Annotated in this window: 27 protein-coding genes and 1 pseudogene; 13 read left to right on the forward strand and 15 right to left on the reverse strand. The window is 57.2% G+C overall.

The window, feature by feature from the left end; genetic code table 11:
• Positions 1–120 (reverse strand): annotated as a pseudogene (locus DNI29_RS22635) (molybdopterin cofactor-binding domain-containing protein); the annotation flags it as partial.
• Positions 121–393: 273 nt separating this feature from the next.
• Between DNI29_RS22635 and DNI29_RS22640 the strand changes: the two are divergent.
• A complete protein-coding gene (locus tag DNI29_RS22640; protein ID WP_110980431.1) occupies positions 394–1,134 on the forward strand; it encodes an SDR family oxidoreductase in 741 nt (246 codons plus the stop codon).
• A gap of 142 nt (positions 1,135–1,276) precedes the next feature.
• Here DNI29_RS22640 and DNI29_RS25195 read toward each other — a convergent pair whose 3' ends face one another.
• The 3 genes from DNI29_RS25195 to DNI29_RS24340 all read right to left on the reverse strand — a co-directional run bounded on the left by DNI29_RS25195 (position 1,277) and on the right by DNI29_RS24340 (position 3,107).
• On the reverse strand, positions 1,277–1,405 hold the full coding sequence (locus DNI29_RS25195; RefSeq protein ID WP_262490745.1) for a hypothetical protein: 129 nt from the start codon (positions 1,403–1,405) through the stop codon (positions 1,277–1,279).
• Between the two features lie 575 nt (positions 1,406–1,980).
• Entirely contained in the window at positions 1,981–2,361 is a 381-nt protein-coding gene (locus DNI29_RS22650; RefSeq protein ID WP_110980432.1) for a hypothetical protein, read from the reverse strand.
• A 128-nt stretch (positions 2,362–2,489) separates the two neighbouring features.
• A complete protein-coding gene (locus DNI29_RS24340) occupies positions 2,490–3,107 on the reverse strand; it encodes a peptidase associated/transthyretin-like domain-containing protein (protein ID WP_123823393.1) in 618 nt (205 codons plus the stop codon).
• Between the two features lie 336 nt (positions 3,108–3,443).
• Here DNI29_RS24340 and DNI29_RS24635 point away from each other — a divergent pair, with 336 nt between their 5' ends.
• The 7 genes from DNI29_RS24635 (at position 3,444) to DNI29_RS22685 (ending at position 7,299) form a co-directional block, all read left to right on the forward strand.
• Positions 3,444–3,590 carry a calponin homology domain-containing protein gene (locus DNI29_RS24635; RefSeq protein WP_162303725.1) on the forward strand — a complete coding sequence of 49 codons (147 nt, stop codon included), beginning with the start codon at positions 3,444–3,446 and terminating at the stop codon, positions 3,588–3,590.
• A gap of 234 nt (positions 3,591–3,824) precedes the next feature.
• Complete coding sequence (locus DNI29_RS22655) at positions 3,825–4,184, forward strand: DDE-type integrase/transposase/recombinase (RefSeq protein WP_110980433.1); 360 nt, start codon at positions 3,825–3,827, stop codon at positions 4,182–4,184.
• A gap of 474 nt (positions 4,185–4,658) precedes the next feature.
• The gene (locus DNI29_RS24345; protein ID WP_123823394.1) at positions 4,659–4,898 is read left to right on the forward strand and encodes a hypothetical protein; all 240 of its coding nucleotides are present in this window, start codon (positions 4,659–4,661) and stop codon (positions 4,896–4,898) included.
• A gap of 200 nt (positions 4,899–5,098) precedes the next feature.
• Positions 5,099–5,701 (forward strand): hypothetical protein, encoded by a 603-nt coding sequence (locus DNI29_RS22670; protein WP_110980436.1) that lies wholly within the window; start codon positions 5,099–5,101, stop codon positions 5,699–5,701.
• A gap of 81 nt (positions 5,702–5,782) precedes the next feature.
• Positions 5,783–6,049: a hypothetical protein gene (locus DNI29_RS22675; RefSeq protein ID WP_110980437.1), complete on the forward strand. Its 267-nt coding sequence runs from the start codon at positions 5,783–5,785 to the stop codon at positions 6,047–6,049.
• Positions 6,050–6,108: 59 nt separating this feature from the next.
• Positions 6,109–6,411 (forward strand): hypothetical protein, encoded by a 303-nt coding sequence (locus DNI29_RS22680; protein WP_110980438.1) that lies wholly within the window; start codon positions 6,109–6,111, stop codon positions 6,409–6,411.
• Positions 6,412–6,477: 66 nt separating this feature from the next.
• Positions 6,478–7,299 carry a hypothetical protein gene (locus tag DNI29_RS22685; protein ID WP_110980439.1) on the forward strand — a complete coding sequence of 274 codons (822 nt, stop codon included), beginning with the start codon at positions 6,478–6,480 and terminating at the stop codon, positions 7,297–7,299.
• Positions 7,300–7,325: 26 nt separating this feature from the next.
• Here the strand turns inward: DNI29_RS22685 and DNI29_RS22690 are convergent, their stop codons facing one another.
• The 3 genes from DNI29_RS22690 to DNI29_RS22700 all read right to left on the reverse strand — a co-directional run bounded on the left by DNI29_RS22690 (position 7,326) and on the right by DNI29_RS22700 (position 10,396).
• Positions 7,326–8,270: a replication initiation protein gene (locus tag DNI29_RS22690; RefSeq protein WP_227769184.1), complete on the reverse strand. Its 945-nt coding sequence runs from the start codon at positions 8,268–8,270 to the stop codon at positions 7,326–7,328.
• 873 nt (positions 8,271–9,143) lie between these two features.
• On the reverse strand, positions 9,144–9,629 hold the full coding sequence (locus DNI29_RS22695; RefSeq protein ID WP_110980440.1) for a hypothetical protein: 486 nt from the start codon (positions 9,627–9,629) through the stop codon (positions 9,144–9,146).
• On the reverse strand, positions 9,629–10,396 hold the full coding sequence (locus tag DNI29_RS22700) for a ParA family protein (protein WP_123823395.1): 768 nt from the start codon (positions 10,394–10,396) through the stop codon (positions 9,629–9,631). The genes DNI29_RS22695 and DNI29_RS22700 overlap by 1 nt, the downstream gene beginning before the upstream one ends.
• Before the next feature lie 885 nt (positions 10,397–11,281).
• Here DNI29_RS22700 and DNI29_RS22705 point away from each other — a divergent pair.
• The 5 genes from DNI29_RS22705 to DNI29_RS22725 all read left to right on the forward strand — a co-directional run bounded on the left by DNI29_RS22705 (position 11,282) and on the right by DNI29_RS22725 (position 16,879).
• Entirely contained in the window at positions 11,282–11,839 is a 558-nt protein-coding gene (locus DNI29_RS22705; RefSeq protein WP_110980442.1) for a BfmA/BtgA family mobilization protein, read from the forward strand.
• Between the two features lie 7 nt (positions 11,840–11,846).
• Positions 11,847–12,881 carry a DUF5712 family protein gene (locus DNI29_RS22710; protein ID WP_110980443.1) on the forward strand — a complete coding sequence of 345 codons (1,035 nt, stop codon included), beginning with the start codon at positions 11,847–11,849 and terminating at the stop codon, positions 12,879–12,881.
• Between the two features lie 26 nt (positions 12,882–12,907).
• Positions 12,908–15,163 carry a type IV secretory system conjugative DNA transfer family protein gene (locus DNI29_RS25200; RefSeq protein WP_123823396.1) on the forward strand — a complete coding sequence of 752 codons (2,256 nt, stop codon included), beginning with the start codon at positions 12,908–12,910 and terminating at the stop codon, positions 15,161–15,163.
• Positions 15,164–15,242: 79 nt separating this feature from the next.
• Positions 15,243–15,515 (forward strand): antitoxin VbhA family protein, encoded by a 273-nt coding sequence (locus DNI29_RS22720; protein WP_110980445.1) that lies wholly within the window; start codon positions 15,243–15,245, stop codon positions 15,513–15,515.
• Entirely contained in the window at positions 15,515–16,879 is a 1,365-nt protein-coding gene (locus DNI29_RS22725) for a Fic/DOC family protein (protein ID WP_110980446.1), read from the forward strand. Before DNI29_RS22720 ends, DNI29_RS22725 begins: the two co-directional genes overlap by 1 nt.
• Before the next feature lie 12 nt (positions 16,880–16,891).
• Here the strand turns inward: DNI29_RS22725 and DNI29_RS22730 are convergent, their stop codons facing one another.
• The 8 genes from DNI29_RS22730 to DNI29_RS22765 all read right to left on the reverse strand — a co-directional run bounded on the left by DNI29_RS22730 (position 16,892) and on the right by DNI29_RS22765 (position 24,215).
• Positions 16,892–17,464, reverse strand: a complete 573-nt coding sequence (locus tag DNI29_RS22730) for a hypothetical protein (RefSeq protein ID WP_110980447.1) — start codon at positions 17,462–17,464, stop codon at positions 16,892–16,894.
• Positions 17,465–17,576: 112 nt separating this feature from the next.
• Positions 17,577–18,788: an SAVED domain-containing protein gene (locus DNI29_RS22735; protein ID WP_110980448.1), complete on the reverse strand. Its 1,212-nt coding sequence runs from the start codon at positions 18,786–18,788 to the stop codon at positions 17,577–17,579.
• Positions 18,785–19,255: a type II CBASS E2 protein gene (locus DNI29_RS22740; RefSeq protein ID WP_110980449.1), complete on the reverse strand. Its 471-nt coding sequence runs from the start codon at positions 19,253–19,255 to the stop codon at positions 18,785–18,787. The genes DNI29_RS22735 and DNI29_RS22740 overlap by 4 nt, the downstream gene beginning before the upstream one ends.
• Positions 19,255–20,481 carry a nucleotidyltransferase domain-containing protein gene (locus DNI29_RS22745; protein ID WP_110980450.1) on the reverse strand — a complete coding sequence of 409 codons (1,227 nt, stop codon included), beginning with the start codon at positions 20,479–20,481 and terminating at the stop codon, positions 19,255–19,257. The genes DNI29_RS22740 and DNI29_RS22745 overlap by 1 nt, the downstream gene beginning before the upstream one ends.
• A gap of 128 nt (positions 20,482–20,609) precedes the next feature.
• Complete coding sequence (locus tag DNI29_RS22750) at positions 20,610–20,831, reverse strand: DUF2188 domain-containing protein (protein ID WP_202910567.1); 222 nt, start codon at positions 20,829–20,831, stop codon at positions 20,610–20,612.
• Between the two features lie 312 nt (positions 20,832–21,143).
• Entirely contained in the window at positions 21,144–22,205 is a 1,062-nt protein-coding gene (locus DNI29_RS22755) for an XRE family transcriptional regulator (protein WP_162303726.1), read from the reverse strand.
• A gap of 30 nt (positions 22,206–22,235) precedes the next feature.
• On the reverse strand, positions 22,236–22,892 hold the full coding sequence (locus DNI29_RS22760) for a hypothetical protein (protein WP_110980453.1): 657 nt from the start codon (positions 22,890–22,892) through the stop codon (positions 22,236–22,238).
• A 318-nt stretch (positions 22,893–23,210) separates the two neighbouring features.
• A complete protein-coding gene (locus tag DNI29_RS22765) occupies positions 23,211–24,215 on the reverse strand; it encodes a tyrosine-type recombinase/integrase (protein ID WP_110980454.1) in 1,005 nt (334 codons plus the stop codon).
• Positions 24,216–24,218: the final 3 nt, after the last annotated feature.

Raw genomic sequence — 24,218 nt, forward strand, 5'->3', positions numbered from 1 at the left:
TTCCAGCGGCAAGCCCAGGGTTTGGGCCGCAATCTGAGTCATGATGGTGTAGGTGCCGGTGCCGATGTCGTTGCTGGCGCTGCTCACCATCAGGTGGCCGGCGGCGGTGAGTACGACTTCTCCGACCACCCCCTGCTGGCCGAAGCCCCGTTTGACATGGACCTGATTGCTACTTGGCAGCCGCCAAGCAAACCGGCGTAGGGCCGAGTCGGAGGTTTTACCCTATTTGTTTAACAACACCCAAAGTTTGGCAATCCATACTGCCCGCATTAAAATCGTTCTCGATAACTACACTCCCACCTTAAATTAGACCACCACCCAAAAAACAACTGCTGTAGCTACCGGTTATCCCCTACATCGCCTTAAGTAAAGCGAGGCCAAACGAGGAACATCATGGAGAATATCGAAAATAAAGTAGTCGTCATCACGGGCGCTAGCAGCGGGCTGGGCGAAACTACGGCTCGCCATTTGGCCAGCAAAGGTGCCGCCGTAGTGCTAGGCGCGCGCCGCCTCGAAAACCTGGAAAAAATTGCTGCCGATATTCGCGCCGCAGGCGGAAAGGTAGAGATTCTGCAAACCGACGTAACCAAAGCCGAAGAAGTAAAAGCCTTGGTTGATAAGGCTGTAGAAGCGTTTAGTCGCCTCGACGTTATCATCAACAACGCCGGCCTGATGGCCATTGCGCCCATGAGTGCCACCAAGGTGGACGAGTGGAACAGCATGATTGACATCAACATCAAAGGCGTGCTCTACGGTATCGCGGCCGCCTTGCCCGTGTTCGAGCAGCAAAAGTCCGGGCACTTTATCAATATCTCGTCGGTGGCGGGCATCAAAGTGTTCAGCCCCGGCGGCACCGTGTACAGCGGCACCAAATACGCCGTGCGGGCCATATCCGACGGGCTGCGCCACGAAGTAGGCGGCAGCATTCGCGTCACCAGCATCGAGCCCGGCGCGGTAGAGTCGGAGCTACAGCACGGCAGCTCGCACGAGGAAAGTGCCAAGGGCGTGGTAGAGTTCTACAAACAGGCTATTCCAGCGTCGTCAGTGGCCCGGGCCATTGCGTTCGCCATCGAGCAGCCCGCCGAGGTAGATATCAACGAAATTGTGCTACGCCCCACGGTGCAGGAGTTTTAAGCACGTCGTCCATATCTGGTAGCTCAAAGCGCCTGTCAGGTTGAGCTGGCGCAGCATCTTCCGTTAGAAATATGATTTCTCACGCGAAAAAATGCTGCGCCAGCTCAGCCTGACAGGCGCTTTAATATAGTAAGTAGGCTGGCTATTTTAGCAGCTCGTGCAGCGCGGTCTGCATCGAGAACGTCCGGTTGCCCGCTTCCTGAATGATAAGTGAGCCCGGCGCATCGAGCACCGCGTCCGAAACTTGGCCTTGGGTAAAAGGTTGGCACAAAAGCTAAACGGGCTGGCCAGTTCGTGCTGAGCATCACCGGCGTGACAAGGCCCGGTCCATACATGTCAGTCATGAGGAGCATTCTCGAGCGCATTCCAGTTCGCGGGTGGCGACGCAGTCTGTTGCGTATCGCTTCGGCAACTGACCTGCTCCCATCAAACTAGACCAAACTAAAGTAGAGAAATCAGGTGGCATGGTAAGATGCAGCTTTCTTAGAATGCCACCTAAGCCCTATTTTCATCAATACTTCATGTTTAACCAACTGGAATCAGCTGGTATATAAAAAACACAGTACAAAAGCGGCTGTGACCAAGTTGCCCGATACCAGTACTCGGGGTCCCACTAGAGTAGGAACGGAAACCAACGCTAAGGAAATCGACGGCAAATTCTCATAAAGTCACCGCCGGCGATGATGGTGAGCCGTTGATTCGTGAGAACAATGAATAAGACAACTTTAACCGTGCATCGGAGGGGTGACCTGGGCCACTTCGGCCGGGCCGAAAAAACGCCCGTTTTCTGAGATACCCCGCCTGCGCCAAAATCCGGCCCGGCGGCCCTAACGGGAATTTCTGTTCTTACTCTTGCGCTACCCCTGTCTGTCCAGTCTCGATTTTTGCTTGTACCCGATCATATAGGTCTGCTGGTGTCGGTAAGGCACTGGTGGACAACGAGGCTTGGTAAAATTGCCAGTACTGCTGTTGCCATTCACTGTAGGTGTTGTTTGGGCTGGAGGCTGTCCCATTAAACGGGTGCGGGTCAGATAGAGGAACGGTTCGGTTCACCAATACTCCTGTCGTGATCCGGCTACCATCCAAGGTGCTGAGAGAGGTAGCTAACTCGGCCACGACATCACCCACGTCTTCTGGATTTGGCTGTGGAGAGGAAACTACTTGCTGCGCCTGGCTGACATAGCTGTAGCCAAGTAAAGTCAGAGAAAAGAATAGTTTTTTCAGCATTTAAATTGAACAAAAGAAAGAAATGGGGGAAAATAAGGCATACAACGCCCTTCCTGTCTGAATAGAAAGGGTATGAGTATTCATCCCTCTGGTAGAAGGATGCTTTAAGAGCAAAGTGCGTTAGGGAACTAGTAGCGAATATCTACACGCATAGTGTCCAGACCGGCCACTCCAGAAGATACCTGATGTGGTGTAGCAGGCTCCGTCCGGCTGCCATTTATCTGCCAAAGCACTAATTGGTTTGGGCTAGCTTTTACTAATCGATAAATGACTGTATCCAATGGTGGTTGTAGAGTAAATGAATCTTGGAATCCCCATACAGCCACATTCACTGCATCCGTGCGGGGAGGAACGTCCAGCAGATGAATACGGACCCACGCCATGGCGGCGACCGGTACTTGTACGCCTTTGTTCTTGCGCCCTCCATTAATTCGTGGCGCGCTTTGGAACTCAGTATCCCCCCGCGAGGAAGATGCTCGCAGGATATAGGCGTTATTTTCCTCCGCTTCGAAGGAGAAGGAGAACTTTCCCTCTCCATCTGTTGGGCGCCAGTCTCCGGCAGGATTGTAGGAGGCGGAGGAGCCACCGCGATGGTTGGCAAATAGACATACCTGTGCATTGGCCACGGCTTGTCCGGTGGCGGAATCGACCACTTGTCCTTCTACAGTAGTTTTTCCGCTCTCCTCAAATAAGGAGCAGCTCGTACAGCCGATAGCAGTAGCCGTCATCAAGTGGACTAGTTTCATGGTCCGGCTAATAAAAAGAGATAAAGCCACCCCACCTCACTTCTAGGCGCGTGAATTAGCTGGGGTATATAGAAAAGATCAAGTATTTCTACGGAAGGGCAGTTAGCCTCCACCGGTCGTGGGGACGTGTAAAAGCCGTGAAATACTCTGTTTGCAGCAACACGAAGACAACTGGTTAAGGTCATCTCAACGAAAGCTTGCGGGCAATAGGGAGATAGTATAGATCGGAACGTGGCGGGAAGATAGGGGAATAGTTCTGCTCTACCAAGATTGAATTGAGGCGGTCTGGTTGACGTGGACAGAGTTCGGACGTACTTTTTCTTTGTTAAGGCAAGTATGCTGCATATCAGTCCGCCAGATAAGCGGCGCAAATTCGACGTGGCATTCAAGGCCGAGCAGGTAGGTATCAGCGAAACGCTGATGCCTACCTGCTGGCGGCGAGCCGAAGCCAAAGCAGCGGCCGGCAGCGCGGCAAAGGCGTAAGACCCCGAGTGGCGAGCGTTGCGGGCCGAGAACCAGCTCTTGGAGCGCAAGGTATCCGTTTTAAAAAAGCCTTGACCATCTTCAGCCGGGAGAGGCCGTGAGACGCTACCGCTCCATCGATCAACACAGTCCCCAAGTGCCGGTGCGCGAGCTGTGCACCCTGCTGCAGGTGCACTCGAACAGTTACTACGCTCGGCGCAACTGGCTTCAGCAGCCGGCCCCAACTAGGTATGGGTGGACGACATTGCGTGCTTGCCCAGGCGGGGCGGAGGCTGGCTCTATTTGGCCAACTGGCTGGACGCCTGCTCGCGCAAAGTCGTGGGTTGGGACGTGCGCGAAACCATGCCAGAAGACCTGGTCAGCGAAGCCTTGCGCCGGGCTTTAGTGGTGCCGCCGCCGGTAGGCCTGATCGTGTGCTCGGATCAAGGCAGCCAGTACACGGCCACGTGCTTCCGCAACCTGCAGGCTAGCAATAGCGCTACGCAGAGCATGAGCCGCCGCGGCAACTGCTACGACAACGCACAAGCCGAACCCTTCTGGAGCCAGCTCAAGACCGAACTACTCGACGGCGGCAGCTTTCCTAGCTTGGAATAGGCACGCCTCGAACTCAGCCATTGCATTGCCTATCACCACGACAAGCGGCGTCACTCCGCCCTTGGCTACCACTCGCCCAAATACTTGAAAATCAACTTGAAACCACGTTCGAAAAGTATCCGACTTAGCAGGAACATCCCACTACCTACTGGACGAGCTGGCAGCCCAGCGTCCGGCGGCTAAGGTACCATTGAGCCAGCTGCAGCCCTACACCGGTACCTACTGGCCGCTAACGATGTACTTAATTGGCAACAAGCTGTTTTGCAAGAATGCTGATGCGGGTAATTTAATTACCGAATTCAGGCCGATTGCTCCCCACCGGTTTGTGTTGGATGATAACGCGCACGTCGAATTTGTGCAAGTCAGCTTCGGCAGATGGTCGCATATCAGCTCTATGTTGGTGACGGCAATGTCTGTGAGGAGCGGCGAAAAGAACGGAACTAATTCATTGGTATTGCCAAACAGAGGTAATGGTTGCGACGCCCGTTTAACTTTTGTACCAAACTTTTAACCAAGGCCGAAGTAGGCTGCGGCAGTGCGCATATCTGGGTGCGGCGCGACGGCGAGCAACAGCGCCTGGCCATCGTGGCCGACCGGCTCACGACGGCTTACCGGGATTGGTTCGAGCCCCTGCCGGATGCGGGAGCCACGAGTCGCACTCCCCGCAAGCAACTGCCTCGTTTGGGGGAGTCGCCTGCTACAGGTCCATCCTGAGCACATCACGAATCAACATAGGAGCCGTTGCCAGAGCCTCCAGTTGCACTTTTTGAGCGCAGTCCCGCAGGGGGCGGTGAGGCAAAGAAGGCTACCTATAAAGAGCAAAAAGATACAAATTATAGGCAAAAAAGAGAACGTGTAGGGCCTGCAATTCGTTTAATAGATAGTAGTAAGATTCAATAAATCAGCCCTGTAGTATGGAACAAGCCCCCTGTTTAATCACCCCTGGACCGCTGTTGTTCAGCCTGCACAATACGGAATTGGTAAAGCCCGTGGGCGCTAGTTTTCCGCTGCCTCCCCGTCTGTTTCTGCGCATTGTCCTCGGTCAGCCGACGCTGATTGTGGCCCTATGCGGCACAACAGGCCAGCTTTTTCCAACGACGACTTACGACCAGGGGCCGTTTCAGGTGGTGGGCGGCCAACTGTACGCCACCCGGCAGGAACTGGGCGTTTACTTCCACAGCCAGCACGCCGGCATGCTGCCGGCCGAGGGAGCCGCCACGCTGCTGGGCGTGGACGGCAGCACGCGCGAGGTGCGCCCCGACAAGGGCCGCAAAAGCTTCGGCTTGGCCCAGCTGCGGGCTGCTTTGGAGGCTGACTACATCGACGTGCACTGCCCCCAGCACGGACCTTACGAGAGGTATATTTTCGTGTTTGATGACGAGGGCAAAAACCGCCGGCTTCCCATCAACCCGCTGGCCACGGCCGCCTGGTACGAAACCTACCCGCTGGAACACTACTCGCCCGTCGATGTGGTAGCTGGCCCGGTGCTGCTGATGAAATCTGACATGCTACGCTAAACCAGCCCGCCGCCCCGGTACCGGGGCGGCGGCCTAGCTGCCAGCTCTTTCTTTCCCTTTTTGCTCCTACTGCTGCTACCCATGTCCGCGAACTTACCTGCACCGGAATCCGCAGCTACTGCCCCGCAGCATGGCCTTGCGGCGTTGCGCGCCGAGCTGCGCTGCATCTTACAGCACCCGGCCATTTCGCCGGAGCGCCGTCAAGCGGCTGAGCCGTTTATTACGCGGTGCACGGAACCGGCCCGGCTGGAAGCGTGGCTGGCCCTGGCCGTAGCCGAGTGCGGCCGCTGGGAGGAGCAAACGCTTACGTCGGAGATTCAAGAGAATTGCCGGCGCCCGAAAGGCTAGACGCTGCGTAAAAGGGTTACCTTACGCACTTTATTCTGTGCCTTTTTAGCCTTTCTCCAATGTCTAAAATACCTGCCCCGACCGTAGCCTTTACCGAGCCCCTGACGAGTCCCCCGCGCGTCCACCACCCCAGCACGTTGGCCGAACTATTGGAAGTGGCTGGCACCCGCAAGCGCATCGTGGAAGCCTGGGGAGTATCGGCCCGCACCTACGACACCCGCAAGCGCAGCCCTGAAACGTGCACCGTGGGAGAACTGCAGCAGCTGGCTCGGGTGCTGGGTGTGGCGGAGGAAGAGTTATTTGCAGTTGTGCGCGCCCAAGCCTCGGCCAGCCAAGCGGGCCAACCGGACGATAAGCAGTAGACTTCTAATTCTTTTAAGCAGTTCTAGTAAGCGGGCATCGCTCGACGCTTAGCCTTTATTGGTAGTATGGAAGCTAACCATGAACTCGATTTTGACCTTTTGCTTAACGGAGCCATCGAAATCGGGAATCGCTTGCAGGGCCAGAAACTGCCCGCTGACATTGCGGGCATCTACTATGCCGAAGGACTGGGCCAAAAAATCATTCACCATTGCCTTTCCGTGCGCCACCTCTTTAAGGGCTACCAGCTACTGACCGCAGAGCAGCTTTATGGCGCCAAAGTGGATTTCGCCTCCATTGCCATCCTGGTAAGAGCCGCCCTTGAGACTTACTTAACCTTGCACCATGTATTCGTGGCCTCACAGGACCCGGAGGAGCTCCGGTTCCGGTTCGCGTGCTGGCATCTCGGCGGCTTTACCGACCGGGCTGAGTTTGACCCTAAGAATCAGTCGCAGGTTGAGTTGAAGAAAAGCGAAGCCAAGGCTATTGCGGATTTGCAGGCGGAAATCAAGGCATCGCCCTACTTTCAAGCGTTGACAGCCAAACAACAAAATATGGTGTTAAAGGGCGAGTGGCGGATTAACAAGGGGTGGGCAGTCCTCGCCGTCAATGCCGGTTTTCAAGAGGCATTTTTTAAGCAGCAGTACAAGTTTCTCTGCGGCTACGCCCACTCCAGTCGCCTCAGCATCATTCAGATTCAGCAGAGCGGCGACCTGCAGCAACAAAAGGAGATGGCTAAGGCCTCGGTTGGCGTGGCCATGGTTGTGCTGGCCAAGTTTATGTTCGACTACATCCACTTGATTCCTGCCTTGCGGGAAGCCAAGCACGAACTGCCCACGTTCCCCATGATTTCCGTTTGGAAAGCATTCGGGGAGGAACTGGCTGCGTAGCGGTTGTCACCGGCTAGGCAGAATGGCTAGCGAAGCCCGCAGATTTTCAGAAACAGGCCCCCGGGGTTCTTGGTGGCTTTCACCTTGTCGGTTTTCAACTGGTAGGTGAATTTGAACAGCTGGTCCAGGTGCTTGGCATCGCCGAGAATGGTGGCCACGAGTTGCGGCTGAGTAATGCCCAGCGCGTCCAGGTGCTGCCGGGCCGCGAAGGCGCGGGCATCCTCCGCCGGCTGCTCGAACGGGATGGGCAGCTGCTGGGGATGTTGGCGGGCGATGGTAAAGCGCACCGCGTCGTAGGCCCTGCCCTTCTTGACCAGCTCGTAGTCAATCTTGAGGTCGGTGTGCTCGCTGACCTGGCGCACGGCAATGTCAAGCACGCGGGCCTTGAGCTGGCTGATATTCTGAAACAGCTCCGGCTCCTTGCCCTTGGGGTCTTTCAGGTGCAGCATCTGCTTGAACTCGTCCAGCGGGTAGGTACGCGTCGAGGTCTTGTCCTTCCACTGGCTCACCAGCTGGTAAATGCGCTTGGCGTACTTGCTGCTCAGCTTCAGGGCCGAGTGCAGCTGGTAGGAAGTAAAGTTTTCCTTGAGGTTGAACAGGTAGGGGCGAATCGGCGCCGCCAGCTGAATCTGCAGGCAGCCTTTGCCCTTAATGTACTCAACCCGCTGAAACATCCACAGCTGCTGGTAGGTGCGCTCGCTTTCCACCTCGAACATCCGCGAGCCCATGTCGGCCGTCGCCTCGCGCAGCTGCTGGTAGTTCCACTGCCGCCCGGTCAGCGCTTCCACGTCCTTCACGTAAATCGTGTATTCTTGGTCGGCCGTGTCGTCCCGGCGTAGCCGGGAGAGCAGGTAGAAGAAGATGTCGAGCTGGCAAGCGGTGTAGTCGTAGCGCGCCTGGGTGATGGCATTGTGCTGGCGAACAACGGGGGTGGGCTCCACCACCACGACGGCAGTTTCTTCGGGCTTCATAGGGTAGCAGATACGGACGCGGGATATGGCAAATGTAAGCCCGCAAAGGATAAAAAACCACAGTGGTAATTGAACGTGGTTTTTGGCTTATAAAACGTGGTCTTTAGGCTTATAAAACGTGAGAATTCGCTTATAAAACGTGGTAATAAAAGGTATAAAAAGTGGTTTTTCGCTTATAAAAAGTGGTTTTATACCTTTATATGCTACTGTGTATCAGCAAGTTATAAGCCCTACAAATAGAACAAGTAATAGCAAATAACTCACAAAGGTTGATGTTACCCCCCTCGATAAGCTTTTAGATGGTCGGCTGCAAACCACCAGCCAAACAAACAAGAAAACAACACAACGAACAGAAGAAAACAGACGTCATTAAGGGATTGCACTTTTTTAAGACGTTAGTTACTGATTCAAAGTTAATCTCACGTTTTATAAGCGACTACAGCTTCTCGAAGCCGAGACGGGAATCGGTGCTCTGCACCACTTTTTATAAGTCATTCCAACTTTTTTCAAGGTCAAACAGATGTTTACTAACTTTTTGCTAACTATTAGCTAACAATGAATTACCACTTTTTATAAGTCCCGGCAGTGCTCCCAGCGGCCAACTAGCACGTTTTATAAGCGCAACCCCAGGCCACTATCCGCAGTAAATGCCCTCTTTTTGCCCTGGGTGCGCGGTTTAGCTCCCTCAGCGGAACACAGCAGTTGCGCCGCCTGCGGGCAAGGGCGGGCTGCCAGACGACCGGCGCTTATAAAAAGTGAGCGCAGCCAGAGGGCATCGCGTGCAGCCTGGCGCCTCCCCTCCCCCACCGCCCAAAAGCAAAGCAGCCCCCGAAGAGGCTGCTTGCACTGAGTCGGCGGAGAGAAGCCCCTCCCCTACTTAACCGGCAGCTTGCCAGACTTACGCAGGTAGGCATCGTAGTGGCGGTGGGCCGCCTCCAAGTAGTTCTTGATGGTAGTCGGGGTGTCCGGACCCGGCGTGGCCAGCAGCAGGCTCATCTTAATCTCCTGCACCACGGATTTGGCGATTTGCACCGTATGCAGGGGCACTTCGGGCTCCGGGGCTGGTGCCGCGGCCGCGGCGGTCTTACGGCCCCGCGTGGAGGCACGCGCCCGAGCGGCTGTCGGTGGTCCTGGTTGCGAGACCGTGGGCTGCGGCGCCATAGCTGCGGGTTCAGGGGCAGGGGCCGCAACTACCGGCGCAGCTGTGGGCGTGGGGGGCGCAATGGGCTCTACCGGCGCCGGCGGCGTGGTGGCCGTGCGGGTGGCCTCCCCTCCCATTCCCGCCCGGGCCTGCTGGCGAGCCTCTTCGGGTACTTCAATGCGGCGGCGCGGCGTGATTTGTGGTTTCTCGAAGCCCATTACTTAGCGGAGGTTGAAGCGGTGGATACGGTGGTAGCCGCGGTAGAACGGCGGTCGGGCAAGCCCAGGCGCTCGATGAGTTCCTCGCACACGCGGCGGATTTCCTCGCTCGTGTCCTTGGAGCCGCCGGCGTAGCGCGACCAGGCCGGGTTAAGCAGGCTGTAAAGCGTCGAGGCCCGGGTGTAGGCCTTGCGGTGGCCTAGGTACGAGTTAAAGCGCGCCAGGCCCAGTCCATCGATATAGTCGTCCATCTCTTTCTCCTCCCGCTGCCCCGCCACGCGCTTGGTGGGCAGGCCGTAGTACTGGAAGTCAATCTGGGCGTCGTCGGCGGCTTTCTTGATGGCCTCCAGGATGGTCATAAATTCGGCCGTAGAAGCCCGGTCCAGGTAATCCGACACCAGGGGCACTATCACCGCGTCGCAGGCCGTCAGGGCGTTGAACACGTCGTCGCCGTCGGCGCGGCCGGGCACGTCGATGATGATGAGGTCGTAGTTGTGCTCGGGATTATCGATGAAGTCAAAAATCTGGCTCAGCTGCCAGGGGTACACGTCGTAGGGATACTGGGCATCGGGGTTGACTTCGCGCAGCTTGGCGAAGTTGGCCGCGTCCACCTGCTCGCGGGTCTTGACAATGCTCTGCTGGTAGTCGCAGTCGAGGACGGCGATGCGCAAGCCGTACTCCGTTGCCAGCGGGGCAGCGAGCACCAGAGCCAGCGTGGATTTACCGGAGCCCCCCTTCTGGGTGGCAAAGCTGATAACCTTGGACATAGTGGGTGTGGGGTTGAGGCGTAGGTAGGTACCGGGGCAACGCGCCGGCAGGACAATAAACCAAAAGTAATAGAAAAGCAGAAAGCCAGAAGCGCAGAACAACACTTTTGCTGAAAAGCAGAAGTGTTTTTAGCCAGAAAAGCATTTCTGCTTTTCTGTCGTCATGCGGTTCTGTCAAGTTGCAGAAAAGTTAAATAACAAAAAAGCAGAATCACACAACAACAGAAAAACAGGTTTGCAGAAGTGTGTTTTTGCAGAACCGCAGCTAGATGGGGCGGGTAGCTAGTGAGTACGTGAATTCAACAGAAATACAAAACAACAGGACAACAGATTTGCACAAAAGCAGAAAGCAGGGAGCCGACGCGTAAGGGCACAGCTGGTAGAACTGTAGAACTACAGAAAAGCAGAATTGCGGCACAAGCGACCAGTTAGAGCTAGCAGGTGCCGTATATCAGCAACAGAAATGCAGAATTGCAGAACTGTTGATTTGAACCCAGCAGCTTAAAACCCGCGTCGGCGTGCCCTTGAGCTGCAATGCGGCATAATTGAATCAAAGCCAGCAACCAGCAATTAGCCAAATCAGGTTTTGGAGGAGCCTGGGTGCATAGTCTGTTGCAACGGGTTTGATTCAGAACCTAGATGGCAAATGAAAGCGAAGTGCCCCGGGAGCTAACACTAATGTTCAAAGCTCCGTACTAGCTTCTTACTAACTTATTGCTAACTGTAGAATGGTCTTAGCAAGAAGAACAACTCAGGCGTAGAGCTAACGTGCTATTCCTGAGTTATTTATAAACCAGCAGAGCTGTTTTAGCGGGCCATCTGAATGTAAGTAATTGGTTTACAGATGTAAATGTGGGCCGCGAGCCTAACAACAACATACATGTCATGAGTACAGCGCTTCGCAAACGGGTTACCCTCGACAGCATTGCCTACCGCAAAGCCGACGCGGCGGCCGCGGAAGTCGGCGCCAGCCTGGGGGCCTACACCAGTGCGGCCGTGGAGTACTTTGCTACCCGAGGGCTCGACCCCCGTGCCACGGAAGCGCGCGAAGGGCAGCTCATCATGCAGCAGATAAAAAAGCTGGGTGACCGGGTCTTCGGCTTCATGCAGGAGCAGGAGCGCACGCTGCTCACGGCCATGCTCGAAGAAATGCTGCGTACCCGCATCACGCTGGAGCGGGTGCTGCGCATGAACGAAATCCTGGTAAGCAACCTAAACGCGCAGCTGGAAACGCTCAGCGAAGCGCAGCTGCAGCGGCAGCAGCAGGCGCTCCAATTGCTGCGCCAGCGCAACGAAGAAGCGGTAGAAAGGCAGGTAAAAGAAGCGCTGCTGACCGCCCGCAAACAGGGCCCGGGAAAGCACCAGGCGCCAGTGGAAAGCCAAGTAAATCCGGGGCAATCGGGAGAAGAAGGAGCTACTTCCAGCGAACTTAAAGCAGGTTAAAAGGCCGATGTACGTCAAACTTATCAACCCCAAAACGCACGGCAAAGCGGCGTATACCAATACCGGCAGCTGCGCGCAAACACTGAATTATCTGCAGCACGAAGCGGTAGGGGAGGGGCAGGAAGCAACGTTTTTTAACGCCGATTCGGACGAGCTCGGCGCTGCGCAGCTGCTGCAACGCATCGACTCCAACGTGAAAGGACTGCGGGCCACGGAGGCCAAATTTTACTCGCTGGTGCTGAGTCCCAGCGAGCAGGAGCTGGCCCACATCGGCAACGACCCCGACAAGCTCAAGGCGTACACCCGGCAGGTCATGGACCAGTACGCGCAGAACTTCCGGCTGCCCGGTGGCCGGCAGCTGGACAGCCAAAGCCTGGTATGGGGGGCCATCCTCCACCAGGACCGCACCCACCGGGGGACGGACCCCGAGGTAGTGGCGGGCACGGCCAAGGCCGGCGCCAAGCGCGCGGGCCTTCAGACGCACGTGCACATCATCGTCAGCGCCCGTGACCGGGAGCAAAAGCTGACCCTCAACCCCGGCGGGCGCCGGCAGCGGTTTGACCTGATGCGCTGGCAAGCGGCGGCCGGCCGGCAGTTTGAGCAGCAGTTCGGCTACGAGGCCCAGGCGCACGAGAAGCTGCGGCCCAAGGCAGCCCGGCCACGCGACCCGGCCTACGATGCCGGCCGGCTGGAGAAGATTGCCGGGCGCGTGGCTGCCATCAACCAGCTGGTGCCCCGGGAGCAGCACCTGGCGCCGGACCGGGTGCAGGCCATTGCCCAGGCCCGGCAGTTTGACAAGACGTTTTACCGGATGCTGCGCCGGGTGGAGGAGCGCGCCCGCGACGGCCGACCCATCGACAACGCCCTGCAGCTGCTGCGCACCGGGCGGGAGCAGGCCCCGGCCCCGCAGCGCCAGGCGGTGACGGCCCTGCACGCGGTCCAACACCTGGTGCGCAACGCCCAAGCTACCCGGGACGAGCGCACCGAGCAGGTGGCCGAGAAGCCCGGGCGCCGCAGCGCCGAGCTGGATATCGAGATGTAAACCCACCCCATCCTATTTCCCCCCCCATGCTAAACCAACCACCCCGGCCCGCGTCCGCTTCACAATCCGTCTTGCTCATCCTGGCCCTGCTGCTGGCGGGCCTGCTGGCCGGCGAGTGGTACGTGCTGCTGCACCCCGCGGAGCTGGCCGCGGCCCGCGCCGCGCAACACCAGGCAGCACAGGCACCCCGGCTGACGCCAGGGCAGCGCCTGGCCGCCCGGCTGGCCGTACTCAACCGGCAGCGGGCCGAAGCGCGGCGCACGCGGCTGCGGCGGCAAGCGGCGCCCGTGGTGGGCAAGCCGGCTGCCGAGCTGGCCACCGCCACGAGTCAGGCCGGTGACCAGGTCGTGCGCACGGGCGGGACGGCGGCCCTGCGCGTGGCCACCGCCGGGCAGGAATTTCAACAGAAGGTACTGGTGAAGGCCGGCCGGTTTTACGACGCGGCCGGCGGGTACCTGCGGGGGCTGCTGCTGCTCGTAGCCCTGGCGCTGGTATTCCTGCAGTCGGCGCCGGCGCGCAAACCGGGGCAGACCCGCCGCAAGCCGTTACGACCCCAGGCCGTGCGCATCGTAGTGGCCAGCTGCGCGGGCCTGGCCCTGCTCAGCGCCTACGTACTGCTCGGCATCACCTCGTACCCGACCGGCTTTATCCGGGTAGGCTACCCCGTGACGGCGGCGTTGGTGCTGGCCAGCGGCTTTGTGGTAGGGCTGCTGCGGGCGCTGACCAAAAGCCCGGACTTTGGGCTGAGCGTGGAGCGCAAGCGGGTGGACACACCCGATGGGTTCAGCCTGCCCACGGAAGGGGGCGGTTGGGTGAACGTACCCAATCCCTACCGGGGCGTGCTGGTGCTGGGCGGTGCCGGCGCAGGCAAAACGTACTCCATCGGGGAGCCCGTGATTGAGCAGCTGGCGGCCAAGAATTTTGCCGGGCTCATCTACGACTTCAAGTTCCCGGTGCTGGCGGAGACGGCGCAGAAGGCGCTGGAGCTGGCCGGGCGCCGGCCGGATGCCGGGCGGCGACTGCCCAACGGGGAGCCCGAGCCGGCGGTGGTGCTGCACGTCATCAACTTCCGCGACCTGACGCGCAGCGAGCGGGTCAACCCCTTGCGAGCCGCGGACATGCCGGTGGTGGCGTTTGCCGAGGAGTACTCCCGGGCCATCATCAACAACTTGAACCCGGCCAGCATCCGCAAGATGGAGTTTTTCGACATCAGCGCCGTGGCCTACCTGACGGGCATCATCTGGTTTTACAAAAAGCATTTCCCGCGCTACTGCACCATCCCCCACGTAGTGGCCACGGCCATCCACAAGGACTTCAAGCACGTGCTCTCGATGCTGGAAACCGACCCCGAGTGCGCCGGCATGGTGCGCAGCATTGTGACGGCCGTGGAGCAGCGGGCCGAAAAGCAGGTAGCCGCCGTGGTGGGCACGCTGCAGGTGATACTGAACCGCATCAACTCCCCGGAAATCGTGTGGGTGCTCACGCCCGACGAGGCGAAAGGGGAGGGGTTCTCGCTGAACCTGAACGACCCCCAGCAGCCGGCGCTGCTCTGCATCGGCAACGACCCGACGCTAAAGGAAACCTTTTCGCCGGTGGTCAGCTGCATCATCACCGTGGCCATCAAGCTCATGAACCAGCAGCACAAGCACCGCAGCTACGTCTTCCTCGACGAGGCCGCCACGGTCTACGTGCCGGGGCTGGAGCTGCTGCCCGCCACGGCCCGCAGCAACAAGGTGGCCACCATCTACATGACCCAGGATTTGGCGCAGATGACCGATGCCTATGGTCCTGAAAAGATGAAGGTTATGGTTTCCAACCTCAACAACCAGTTTTTCGGCAAGGTCAACTCGCTCGACACGGCCAAGTTCATTTCCGAGCTCGTGGGCCGCGAGGACAAGCAGATGCACAGCACCAGCACCGGCAAGAGCCAGGGCGGGGCGGGCAGCCGCGGCAGCCACAGTTCCAACCTGAGCACCAGCTACCAGGAGCGCAACCTGGTGCGGGTGCAGGACGCCATCAGCTTGCAGCAGGGCGAGTTTATCGGGCAGACTGTGGAAACCGAGCGCACCTTCTTCCAGGGCATCATCTCCCGGGCCGATGCCACCCCGGAGCGTTTCCCGCTGCACCCGGTGGCCACGTTCGGCGACAGCGAAGAAGATAGCGCCGCCACGCTCTCGGTGGTGGTGCAGGAGAACTACCGGCGCGTCAGCCAGCAGGTCCGAGAAACCCTGGCCCTGCACGCAAATACCTTAGCAGGAGCCACAAAGAATGAGGTCGAATAGCCTCGAAAACCCAGCAGAGAGGGACGTTAAGCCACTTTTTTCTGTTAAGTAAGTACCCAACACCTAGACTTCCATTCCGATGATGAAGAGCTTTTTTACCCCGGCCCCGGCCGGCCTTGATGCCGAGCAACTCGCGGCTCGCCAGGAGCGGGAGCGCGGCGCCAACAACTCCATTGCCATCCTGATGAGCAACGGCCCGGCGCCGAGCCCGGAGAGTGTGGCCATCATGCAGCGCTACGTGGACGGAGAGTTGAGCATTGACGAGGCCATTGAACTCAACGACGCGCTGCTGCTGGCGCGCTACCAGCCGGGCGCCGCCCCGGCCAGCTCCGAGGACCAAGCCACCCGCTGATGGTAGCCGGCGACCGATTCAGCGACGAAAATGGAGTACGGATAAACCGGCTGGGCATTACCGACCCCCAGCAGCTGGCCCAGGCCGAAACCGACTCCTCGCTGCTGCGCCTGCAGCGGCTCAACCTGCAGGGCGGCATCCCCGGCGGGCGCTACGACCACGCCCACCTCAAACAGGTGCACCAGAAGCTGTTTGAGGGCGTTTACCCCTGGGCCGGCGAAACCCGGGCTGACCGGGAATTTCAGGGCCACAAGCCCACGTACGTTACCGGCTTCAAGGAAACGATGACCTATGCGCCATACAAGGAGATTGAGCAGCGGCTAAACGCCATCGGCGCGCAGCTGGGCCAGGAGAACTACCTAAAAGGGCTGTCGGAGGAAAAGTTTGCCGAGCGCGCGGCTTACTACCTCGACCAGTACAACCACACCCACGCCTTTCGCGACGGCAATGGCCGCACGCTGCAGGCCACGTTTGTGCAACTGGGCCAGGAAGCCGGCTACCAGGTGGACTTTGCCCGCATCGACCCGGCCACGCTCAACCGGGCCCGCGACCTGGCCATCGTGCGCCCGCACGCACCCGAAGAGGCAGCAAAGAACCTGCAGGCCTTGAAAGCCATGTTCGAGCAGGTCATCAGCCCGGCGCCCGGCCTCGAAGCCGAGCAGCGGCGCGACCCAAGTCAGGCGCGTCCCCTAGCCGCTTTGTCCCCGGAGATGAGAGCCATGGATGCCCGACGCGAACTGGAGGTAACGGGCTACCGGGTGATGGACATCGTGGCCAACATGCCCGGCGCTGGCAATTACGAGAAGGGCGTGGCGGTAGGGAAGGGGGTAGAGGCGACGAACCTAAATCCCGCGGCGATTCAGACCCATTTGGCGCAGTTTCAGCAGGCCGCGGAGAAGATTAGCAAGCATCCCGCGCTGCAGGGGCCTGATGCCCGGCAGGACCGGACGGATGCCAGTCGGTTTCGGGTGGCAGCTGAGCAGGTTCAGGCATTAACCGTGCTGAAAGAATCTAATGTTGGGAAGGTGCTCGGGCTGCCCAAAACTCACGATGAGGCTCAGGCCGTTTTCAAGCGGGCTGCTGAGCAAGTAGCACTAGGCCTGCGCGAGCACGGGAAAGGATTGGACGCGGCTAGACTTCAGGAAGTAGCCCGGCACGTTGAGCGCACACCCTTTATCGGTGGGTTGAACCGGGAAAATGTTGGTAAGTCCATCGACGCGGCTGACCGGATTCCGGCACTGAGGGGTAGTAGTCAACTGAGCGAACTAAAAAGAGCGGTGAGCCTAATGGAGAGGGCTCCCTTGGCCCAGGAACGTAGTGCGGCCAGCGGTTCCGCACTCCATGTGGGCGGCATCGAGCGCTAGACATGCTAATATTTACTGCGAAGACCTTGGTTGTCGTAGCACCCATACCTCGTGCGTTGCCATTAATTCTGCCTTCCCATGTTGGGCCATTCCAGCCATGGCGTGCAGGTATCCAAGTCGATTGTGGCCTTCAATTAACTGGTGTGGCGTCACCAACTCTTTTCCCAAGGGCAACGCACCTAATGAGGTCACGTCCAACACAACTGGCGGGGTTCGCCAAGTGCCTTGCTCTTTCCAATTAGCTAAGTCCCTTTTAGTGCAGCAAAACTCATCAAAGTCCTGGCAGCGTGCCCGGGTCTCAACGCAATCCCGGTATGATTCGACCACGTACAGGTTCAGCAACTCCTGAGTCGGCCACTGCTCCAAGCTAAAATTCAGGTGGTCGTAATCCAACCAAGCATAGTTTCGGCGTGTAACATACTCGCCCTGGAGCCCATGAATCCACTGTTTTAACACATGCTTTGGAACATTGGGCACAAGGGCGTGAACACGCTGGTAATACGCGTCAAAGTCCCACATTGTCCGCTCCTTCGGCAAAGCCGCTAGGCGCATCCACGAATGAGAGAAGTTAGCAGTTTCTTCCATCTGGGTTTGCTGAGAAATAGCCGAAAGCTAGGATTAGGCAACTGGTGTAGTGTGAGTAAATGTGATTCTGAGGACGCTGATTTTAGATTGCCCCGAAGAGGCATGCCGCTAGCTAATTCACTGACAGCGCCGCGGTGAACTTACGGGGCATCCGGTCATAAACTAGTAGTGTTGGCTGCGCATGTGGCATTAGGTCGAGCCCGCACGCAACAGCTACCGCAGTTGGGGCAGCGAGAAACAGATGAACTTGATCTACCGACTTGTGTTTGCTTTCTAAGTAGGCCATAAGCTGCCGGTAGGTCTGACGGAACTGGTCAAGAGATTCTACGGTCAGAACCGCATCGGCGTGTGGGTCAATGCCGGTTGGCTTCAGTAAAAATATGTTAAACGTATCATCAATGTTATCCGGGAGTTCCCATCTGTGAATGCACCCTGTGACGTTGATAATCAAGGCAACCTTTTCCACTTGTGGCGAGCGTTGAATAAGCTCCCACTCAAATGGCTGTACGGGTGCCTCCCGCAGCCAGTGCCAGTGCTTGGCATCAACTCGCCGCCGTTGAAATAAAGTAGTGCCAACCTTGTTCCCCAACTGAAACCCTAGGTAGACCAGGGCTGGAATACGGGCAAAGCCAAACACAGATAGGTGGGCTATTTCGCCCCGCTCTACTCCTTGCCGGATAAGTTGTATTTCCCGGTCAATTAAAAGCTGGGCCGTTTGATAATAAGTCGGGTTTTCTTCCGGCTCACCCAGCATCGTGATGTCAATTTCCACCCCCTGCCGGTGATAGTCGAGGGCAAAATTGGCAAACCGGGCTGGGTGGTGATGCAGCGTCGCGCTGTTGCATTCCGGCCGCGTAACCTGCACTATATTCCCCCTGATGCGGCCCACCAGTCGGACGATGCAGGTATGGTGGTTCTGCGGAATCCCCGTCACATGCTTAATATGTGCTTCCCGCTCACGCTTTAGCTCGCGTAACAGCTCCACCGTGAAATTGCCCTCTTCGATGGCTTTGTCAATAGTTTGGTGGTCCCTGGCGCAAAGCAACATGAGATTCTCGACATCATCCCGTAGTTCTTTAGCCAGCGGGAAGTCACTACGAGGCGAAGTAGCATTAAGGCTCTGCCCCACAATATGAGCCATTTCGCCCCGATTGAACTCGTAGTAGCCTAATTCATCACTCTCTAATAGGTAGTCCTGACAGAGCTGGCAGCGGCCACCAGCCCGCACGTACAGCAGCTGCTTGACTTTTGGGCTTAGAGCCTTACGTTGCGCCTCCTTGGAAGCGCCGGCTTGTTTTGGCTGTTTGGAGGGGCTGGAATTCATCGGAGGCTTCTCAGAAAAGGTGCGCTGTAAGTAGAAATGCTACGCGGAGCAGGATGGTCAGTGCCACCGCCCTGCCATTCACCGGTAGCCAGCCAGTCTTCGAAATAGTAGAGCCACAACTCTGCCCACGGCAAAATGCTGTGTGAAATGCGCATCTGCCCAGTCCACTCGTAGAACTTGGGGGTGAATAGGCACAGTTCACCCTTCTTTTGAGCGTACATGTGGGGAATTTTCCGCCCACCTGCCAACTCATCTAAGCAGGGCGACAACACCTGGGTAATGGGTAGATGCTGCGGCGATTGGTAAGAAACCCGGGTCACGTAAGTTCGACTGAATACCGAAGGAACCAGCGGCCCAGTCCACGTCAGGCCGTGCTGGGTGAGGCGCGTTTCACCCTCCGGCCAATTAGCGCGGAGGGTGGCCAGCTGATGTGGCAGGGAGAGCGACTTCGTGCGCAGATGCCCCATTACTTGCCGAAAAAGTTGTTTCGTGGCACTGGCAGCGCTGCTGCCGCGCTAGCCATACCCGTCCGAGCTGCAGCTGGGATATTCAGCGTTTGCTGCTGACGGGCTTGGTTGATGCTCTGCGTTTGTAAGCCAAACACGCGGTCGGTTTCGGTACCACCCAGCGAATTGCGAAGTGATTTTTGGATTTCATCACGTCCCCGCAGCGACTCTAGATTGCGCAGGTCGTGCTTTGCTGCCTGGTGCCACGCCGTAAATACCTCGTAATATTTGGGGTCGCTCCATTTATCCGCGAAGTTTTCGCCATCGGTGGTTGGATTCAATACGGTGTAAATCCGCTTGTTCGCCCAGTCCTGCTCGATGCCAATAAAGCGCGGCATCAGGTCAATAACGGCGTTCATCACGTCGAACTCCGAATCGTACTCTCCCAAACTAACCGCCAGCTGGTAGGCGTGGGCAGCCAACGTGGTAATGATGATGGAAATCGGTGCGTAGTCCGCGTGCGTAGGGTACTGCTCGCGGTAAGTGTCCCGGTGCCGCTTCATGAACTGTACGGCCCGCCGCAGAATGCCACGGGGTACTTGCTGCTCGGGGAGCTTCTCAGTACTGCCCAAGGCTACATGCCGGCCCTCTATGGCCTTCTCCAGCATTTTGAGTCGGGGCTTCAGGGCCGCGATGGGGGTAAACCATTCCACGTAGCCTTTAGGGTGCGATGCCTTCCAGATGACGAGCTTACGGTCTGGCACATACAGGCCGCCCCGATTGCAATAGGGGTTGCGAACGGCGGGGGTAATATCAAGGTGGAACTTATCGGCGTAGCGAATCCGAACGCACCGATTTTTCAATTCAACCATGGAGCTGTACACGCCGTGGCCAGCTAGCCGCTTATGGAGATAATCATACACTTGCCGCTGGGTGTGCTGCAAGTGATGCGCTTTTTGGAGGTAGCAAATAAAATCCAAGTCATACTCGTCCCCATGCAGAGGCCGTACCGTGGTACCCAGCGCAAAAGACCCTTGGGCAAAAACGTGCGGGTCGTACTGGCTAAGTGTGGGGCAGCCGTGTAGTACCTCGCTGACAGCAACGTACTTCTCTTCCGCTTCTTTGTAGCGACCAGGAGGAATTTCCAGCTCTTGGCCGAGGCGGTCGAGTAGGGTGTAAAGCTCTTGTTTGCGCGCAAACTGCTGCGCAGGCGTGTCCGCCGGGGGGGCGTAGTTTGGGTAAGCCATAAGGAGGTGTGATTAGGACGTGATGAGCCGAAGCACGGGCCAGCGACGGACGCGCCAGCCTATGCCAGACGAATACCAAAAGGCGTTGCTCAACTGCTAAATCAGCAGTTGAGCAACGCCTTTTGGTATTACCCTTTGCTGGACTCAGGGTCGTTCCCGTAGCTGTTGCGGGCACGGATTTGCCCATTGGTGCCGTGGATGAGCATCTCGCTGCCACGGCCAATGGCCATTTGCCGAGCCACCGCAATGGCTTCCGATTGAGTAGGAACGATGGTGGCCGCGCGACTTGCGCCAGCCGTCTTGACGGCCCAGCCAGTAGAGCGGGGCACGACGTGCAGATTCTTCGCCATGATTATTAGGGCTTAGAATGATTATCCACGGAGCTAATTCAGTGGTGGACATTGCACTGGGCCAAGCACAAAGGGCATACGCGTCCCAGATAGTGAATTTTCACTACCTTTGCACCCTTGTAAATCTCACGGTAGGATTGCGCGGCCGGGGGACTACTCCCGGCACCAGTAAGTCAGGCGCCAACCAATTTTACTGCAACTATACCCTGCCGACTGTCACTGACCTGTGACAGTCGGTTTGCGTTTTAAAGAAGTTTGTAGTCAGGTAATTGGGTTTTTAAAAGTGACATGAGGGTGACAGCAGCCTGCTGGTTAGAGCCGGTGGGAAACAAACATCCCGCCGGAGCCTAAGCCCAACATCAGCATGAGCTTGCTAAAGTCACCGTCATTGAGGTGGAGCATATTTCTGACTTGAGTAGGTGACATCTCTACCTCATCCAAGTGGTACTGCATCATCAGGCTTAGCAACTGCGGTTTTTCAACGAAGCCGTGCTTGGCCAAATCCACCGGCTCTTTCTTGCGGTATGGCGATAAGCCGATTAGCAAGCTCTTATACCGGTCCTCGCTGAGCAGGCCAAGCTGCTTACCCCGCTGAACCAAGGCTGCCATCGAGCAGCCCCAGCGGGCTTTTAAGGCCATCAATCCTTCCAAGCGAAGGTTGATTAGTTGGTCGTGGATTTCGTGGCCCGGCATCAAAAACTCGGCGGCGAAGCGGTGCGCCTCCTTCTCCCGCTCGGCATCGGGCAGGCAGTCGGAATGCATCACCAAGTGACCGAGTTCATGGGCGATATTGAATCGCAAACGGTCTAGGTCTACTTCCCGGTTGACGTAGATGACGGGCATGCCAGAAGTCGTGTGGAAGCTGTAGCCGTCCACATTTTCGTTGAACAGCCAAGTTTTAGCCACCACGATTTTGTGGTTTTCAAGCAGAGTCGTCAGACTGCGAATGGGACCATTCGGTACCCGCCACTTCGCCCGTAGTTGCCGGGCTAAATCTTCCGGCGAAGCATCAGCTGACATGTCATCCAAAAAGTCGGGGCTGGCAATTCCATCCTCAACTTCTATGGCATCCTGCAGCTTGTTTACCCAGCCTCCCAACAGACGGAAGTGCGATTCTAGCTGCGTCCGTGATACGGCCTTCAGCGCGGCTTTTTTACGGTAGTGGCCTTGCACAGGCGGCAAGTACACATCGATTTCCTGTTGATAGAAAAAGCTTGTTGGGTAATCAAGCGCTGCTGAAAGCAGGGCAATATCTTCTTCGTTAGGTTCGCGCAAATTGTGCTCCCATTGGGAAACGGCGGCTTGTGTCCGATTGAGCAGCGTTGCCAGTTCCTTCTGGGTGATTCCGCGTGATGACCGGGCTAATTCCAGCATCTGGTAATTGAACCGAGCCTCCATAATACTTTATCCTTTCGCTTGTTGTGCTTGAATGGGTTTGCGCTTTTGTGGGGTGGCCGATGCCGTTTTATCTTTCTTCTTAAAGCGGATAGTCAAACCCGGTACCACCTCCTCGACGTACTCTTGTTTCGGGGAGATAGACAGGTCGGACTGCTGAGCCGAAAGCTGATGGAGAATATCAAAGTCCTCTACCAGTTTGCCTCGAACAAAAAACAAGGCATGAAAGCCAACTAGTTGGGAGTTCATTCGGTCAGAAAAGTGCTGAAGAATCACGCTTGGCAATTCTTCTAAGTCACCGTACAACTCGCCTTGAACAATCGCTTTCTGCCGCTTTGAAGTGGCCTTGAAAGCAGCGTTAGCACTGCCTTTGTAAAAGTGAAACTGACACACACCCTTCTTGATGAGCGTGAATGTCATGCGGCTTTTCTTAACTTCCCACGAGTCCTCGCCCGCGAATACTTCTTCTAGCTTCCCCCAGATGCGAGGAAACAAGCACGAAGAGTATATTGCACGGAAGTGAGGAATGAACGGGTCGACACCTTCAATGTCCATGGTCATTTGCATGGCATTCTCCACCGCCTTAATGATAACCTGAAGTTCAGTTGCAGGAATCTGACTCTTGAAGTCAGTAAGGTTGATGGCAGGTCGGAGGGTCTTGTTCATTGGATTAGTTTTTCATGACACTCAAAAGTATCACGAAAAATATAACAGACGAAATAACAATGCTAACTCTATGAGCAAGTGGTTGACCGTTAGGTATATAATTTTTCTGCACCTGGAACTTTTAGCTATTTTTGATAGCAAGTTGGCCTACCTAAAGTGATAGAACACCCGCACGGAAGTCACACCAGGGCCAGCACATGGCAGAAACGGCGCTCCAAAAATGGCTGTGGTAACATGACCGGCTGGTTGCTGCTGATGAAAGGGCGAGCTAATGTCCAGAGAGGAAGCAGGCCTTGCTTTTAGTAAGGATACAAGGAGCTACAAACCCAAAGACTGCGCCGCATTGTAGGATATTACGTCCGAGAGCCTGGTGTATCGGCTAATGATTGCGTCCGTTTTCTGCTTCGTCTGGTTTTTGATGAACTCGTTGGATTGGCCGTTGAGCTTGGCCGTCGTGATGAAGGAAGCCCGCAACGAGTGCGCGGAGTACTGTTCCCCTAGGTGCTGCTTGACCAAGCGGTTTACGCGCACATCAGAAAGGCGCTTAAGCGAGGGCTTGCTTTCGCCGGCTTTTTGGCCGCGCACCAACGAAACAAACACCGGCCCGGACGTGCGGCCCAGCATTCGTTGCCAGTCCATAAACGCTCGCACGGGGCAGTAGCGTGGGTTGGCCGCGTAGAACAGGGCCTTATCTTCCGTTTCCCCGGCCTGGTTGGTTTTGCTGGACTGAAGGTGGACGACCAACGCGGCGTCGGTCATTTCGATTTGCTCCAAATCGAGGGCTACCAGCTCGGAGCGCCGAAACGCGCCGGCAAATCCCATCAGCAACAGGGCCCGGTCCCGCAAGCCGGCGGCCGTCTCCAGGTCCAGCGCGTTGAGGGCCTGCTTCAGCTGGGCTACGGTGAAGGCCGGGGCCTGTTTTTGCCGCTTGCCGAGTTCGCGGGCCACACCCTTGAGCAGAACGTTCAACGCCGGCGCGTCCACTGCGGACGGCAACCCCATCAATTGGTGCTTCTTCGCAATGGCGGCCAGATGCCGGTGGATGGTCGCCAACTTGCGAGGCTTGTCGGCCAAGTAGGTAACATAGCCGGCCAGCGTCGTCACGGAGGCTGGGTACGGCTCCAATTGTTGCTCATTGCAGTACGCCTCAAACGATGCCAAGTCCGTTGCGTAGGCTAGGCGGGTGTTATCGGCGCCTTCGAGCCCGCGCACCAAGTAGCGGGCAACTTCCGGCGCGACCTGGCCTGACAGGTCAGCTAGTGTCAGTGCGGGTACCGAGTCCGCGGCAACTGGGAGGTTCGCTTTTTTTCCCTTTTGTTTCATGGA

The sequence above is a fragment of the Hymenobacter sediminis genome (assembly GCF_003231285.1).
In the GTDB taxonomy this organism is placed as follows: Bacteria; Bacteroidota; Bacteroidia; order Cytophagales; family Hymenobacteraceae; genus Hymenobacter; species Hymenobacter sediminis.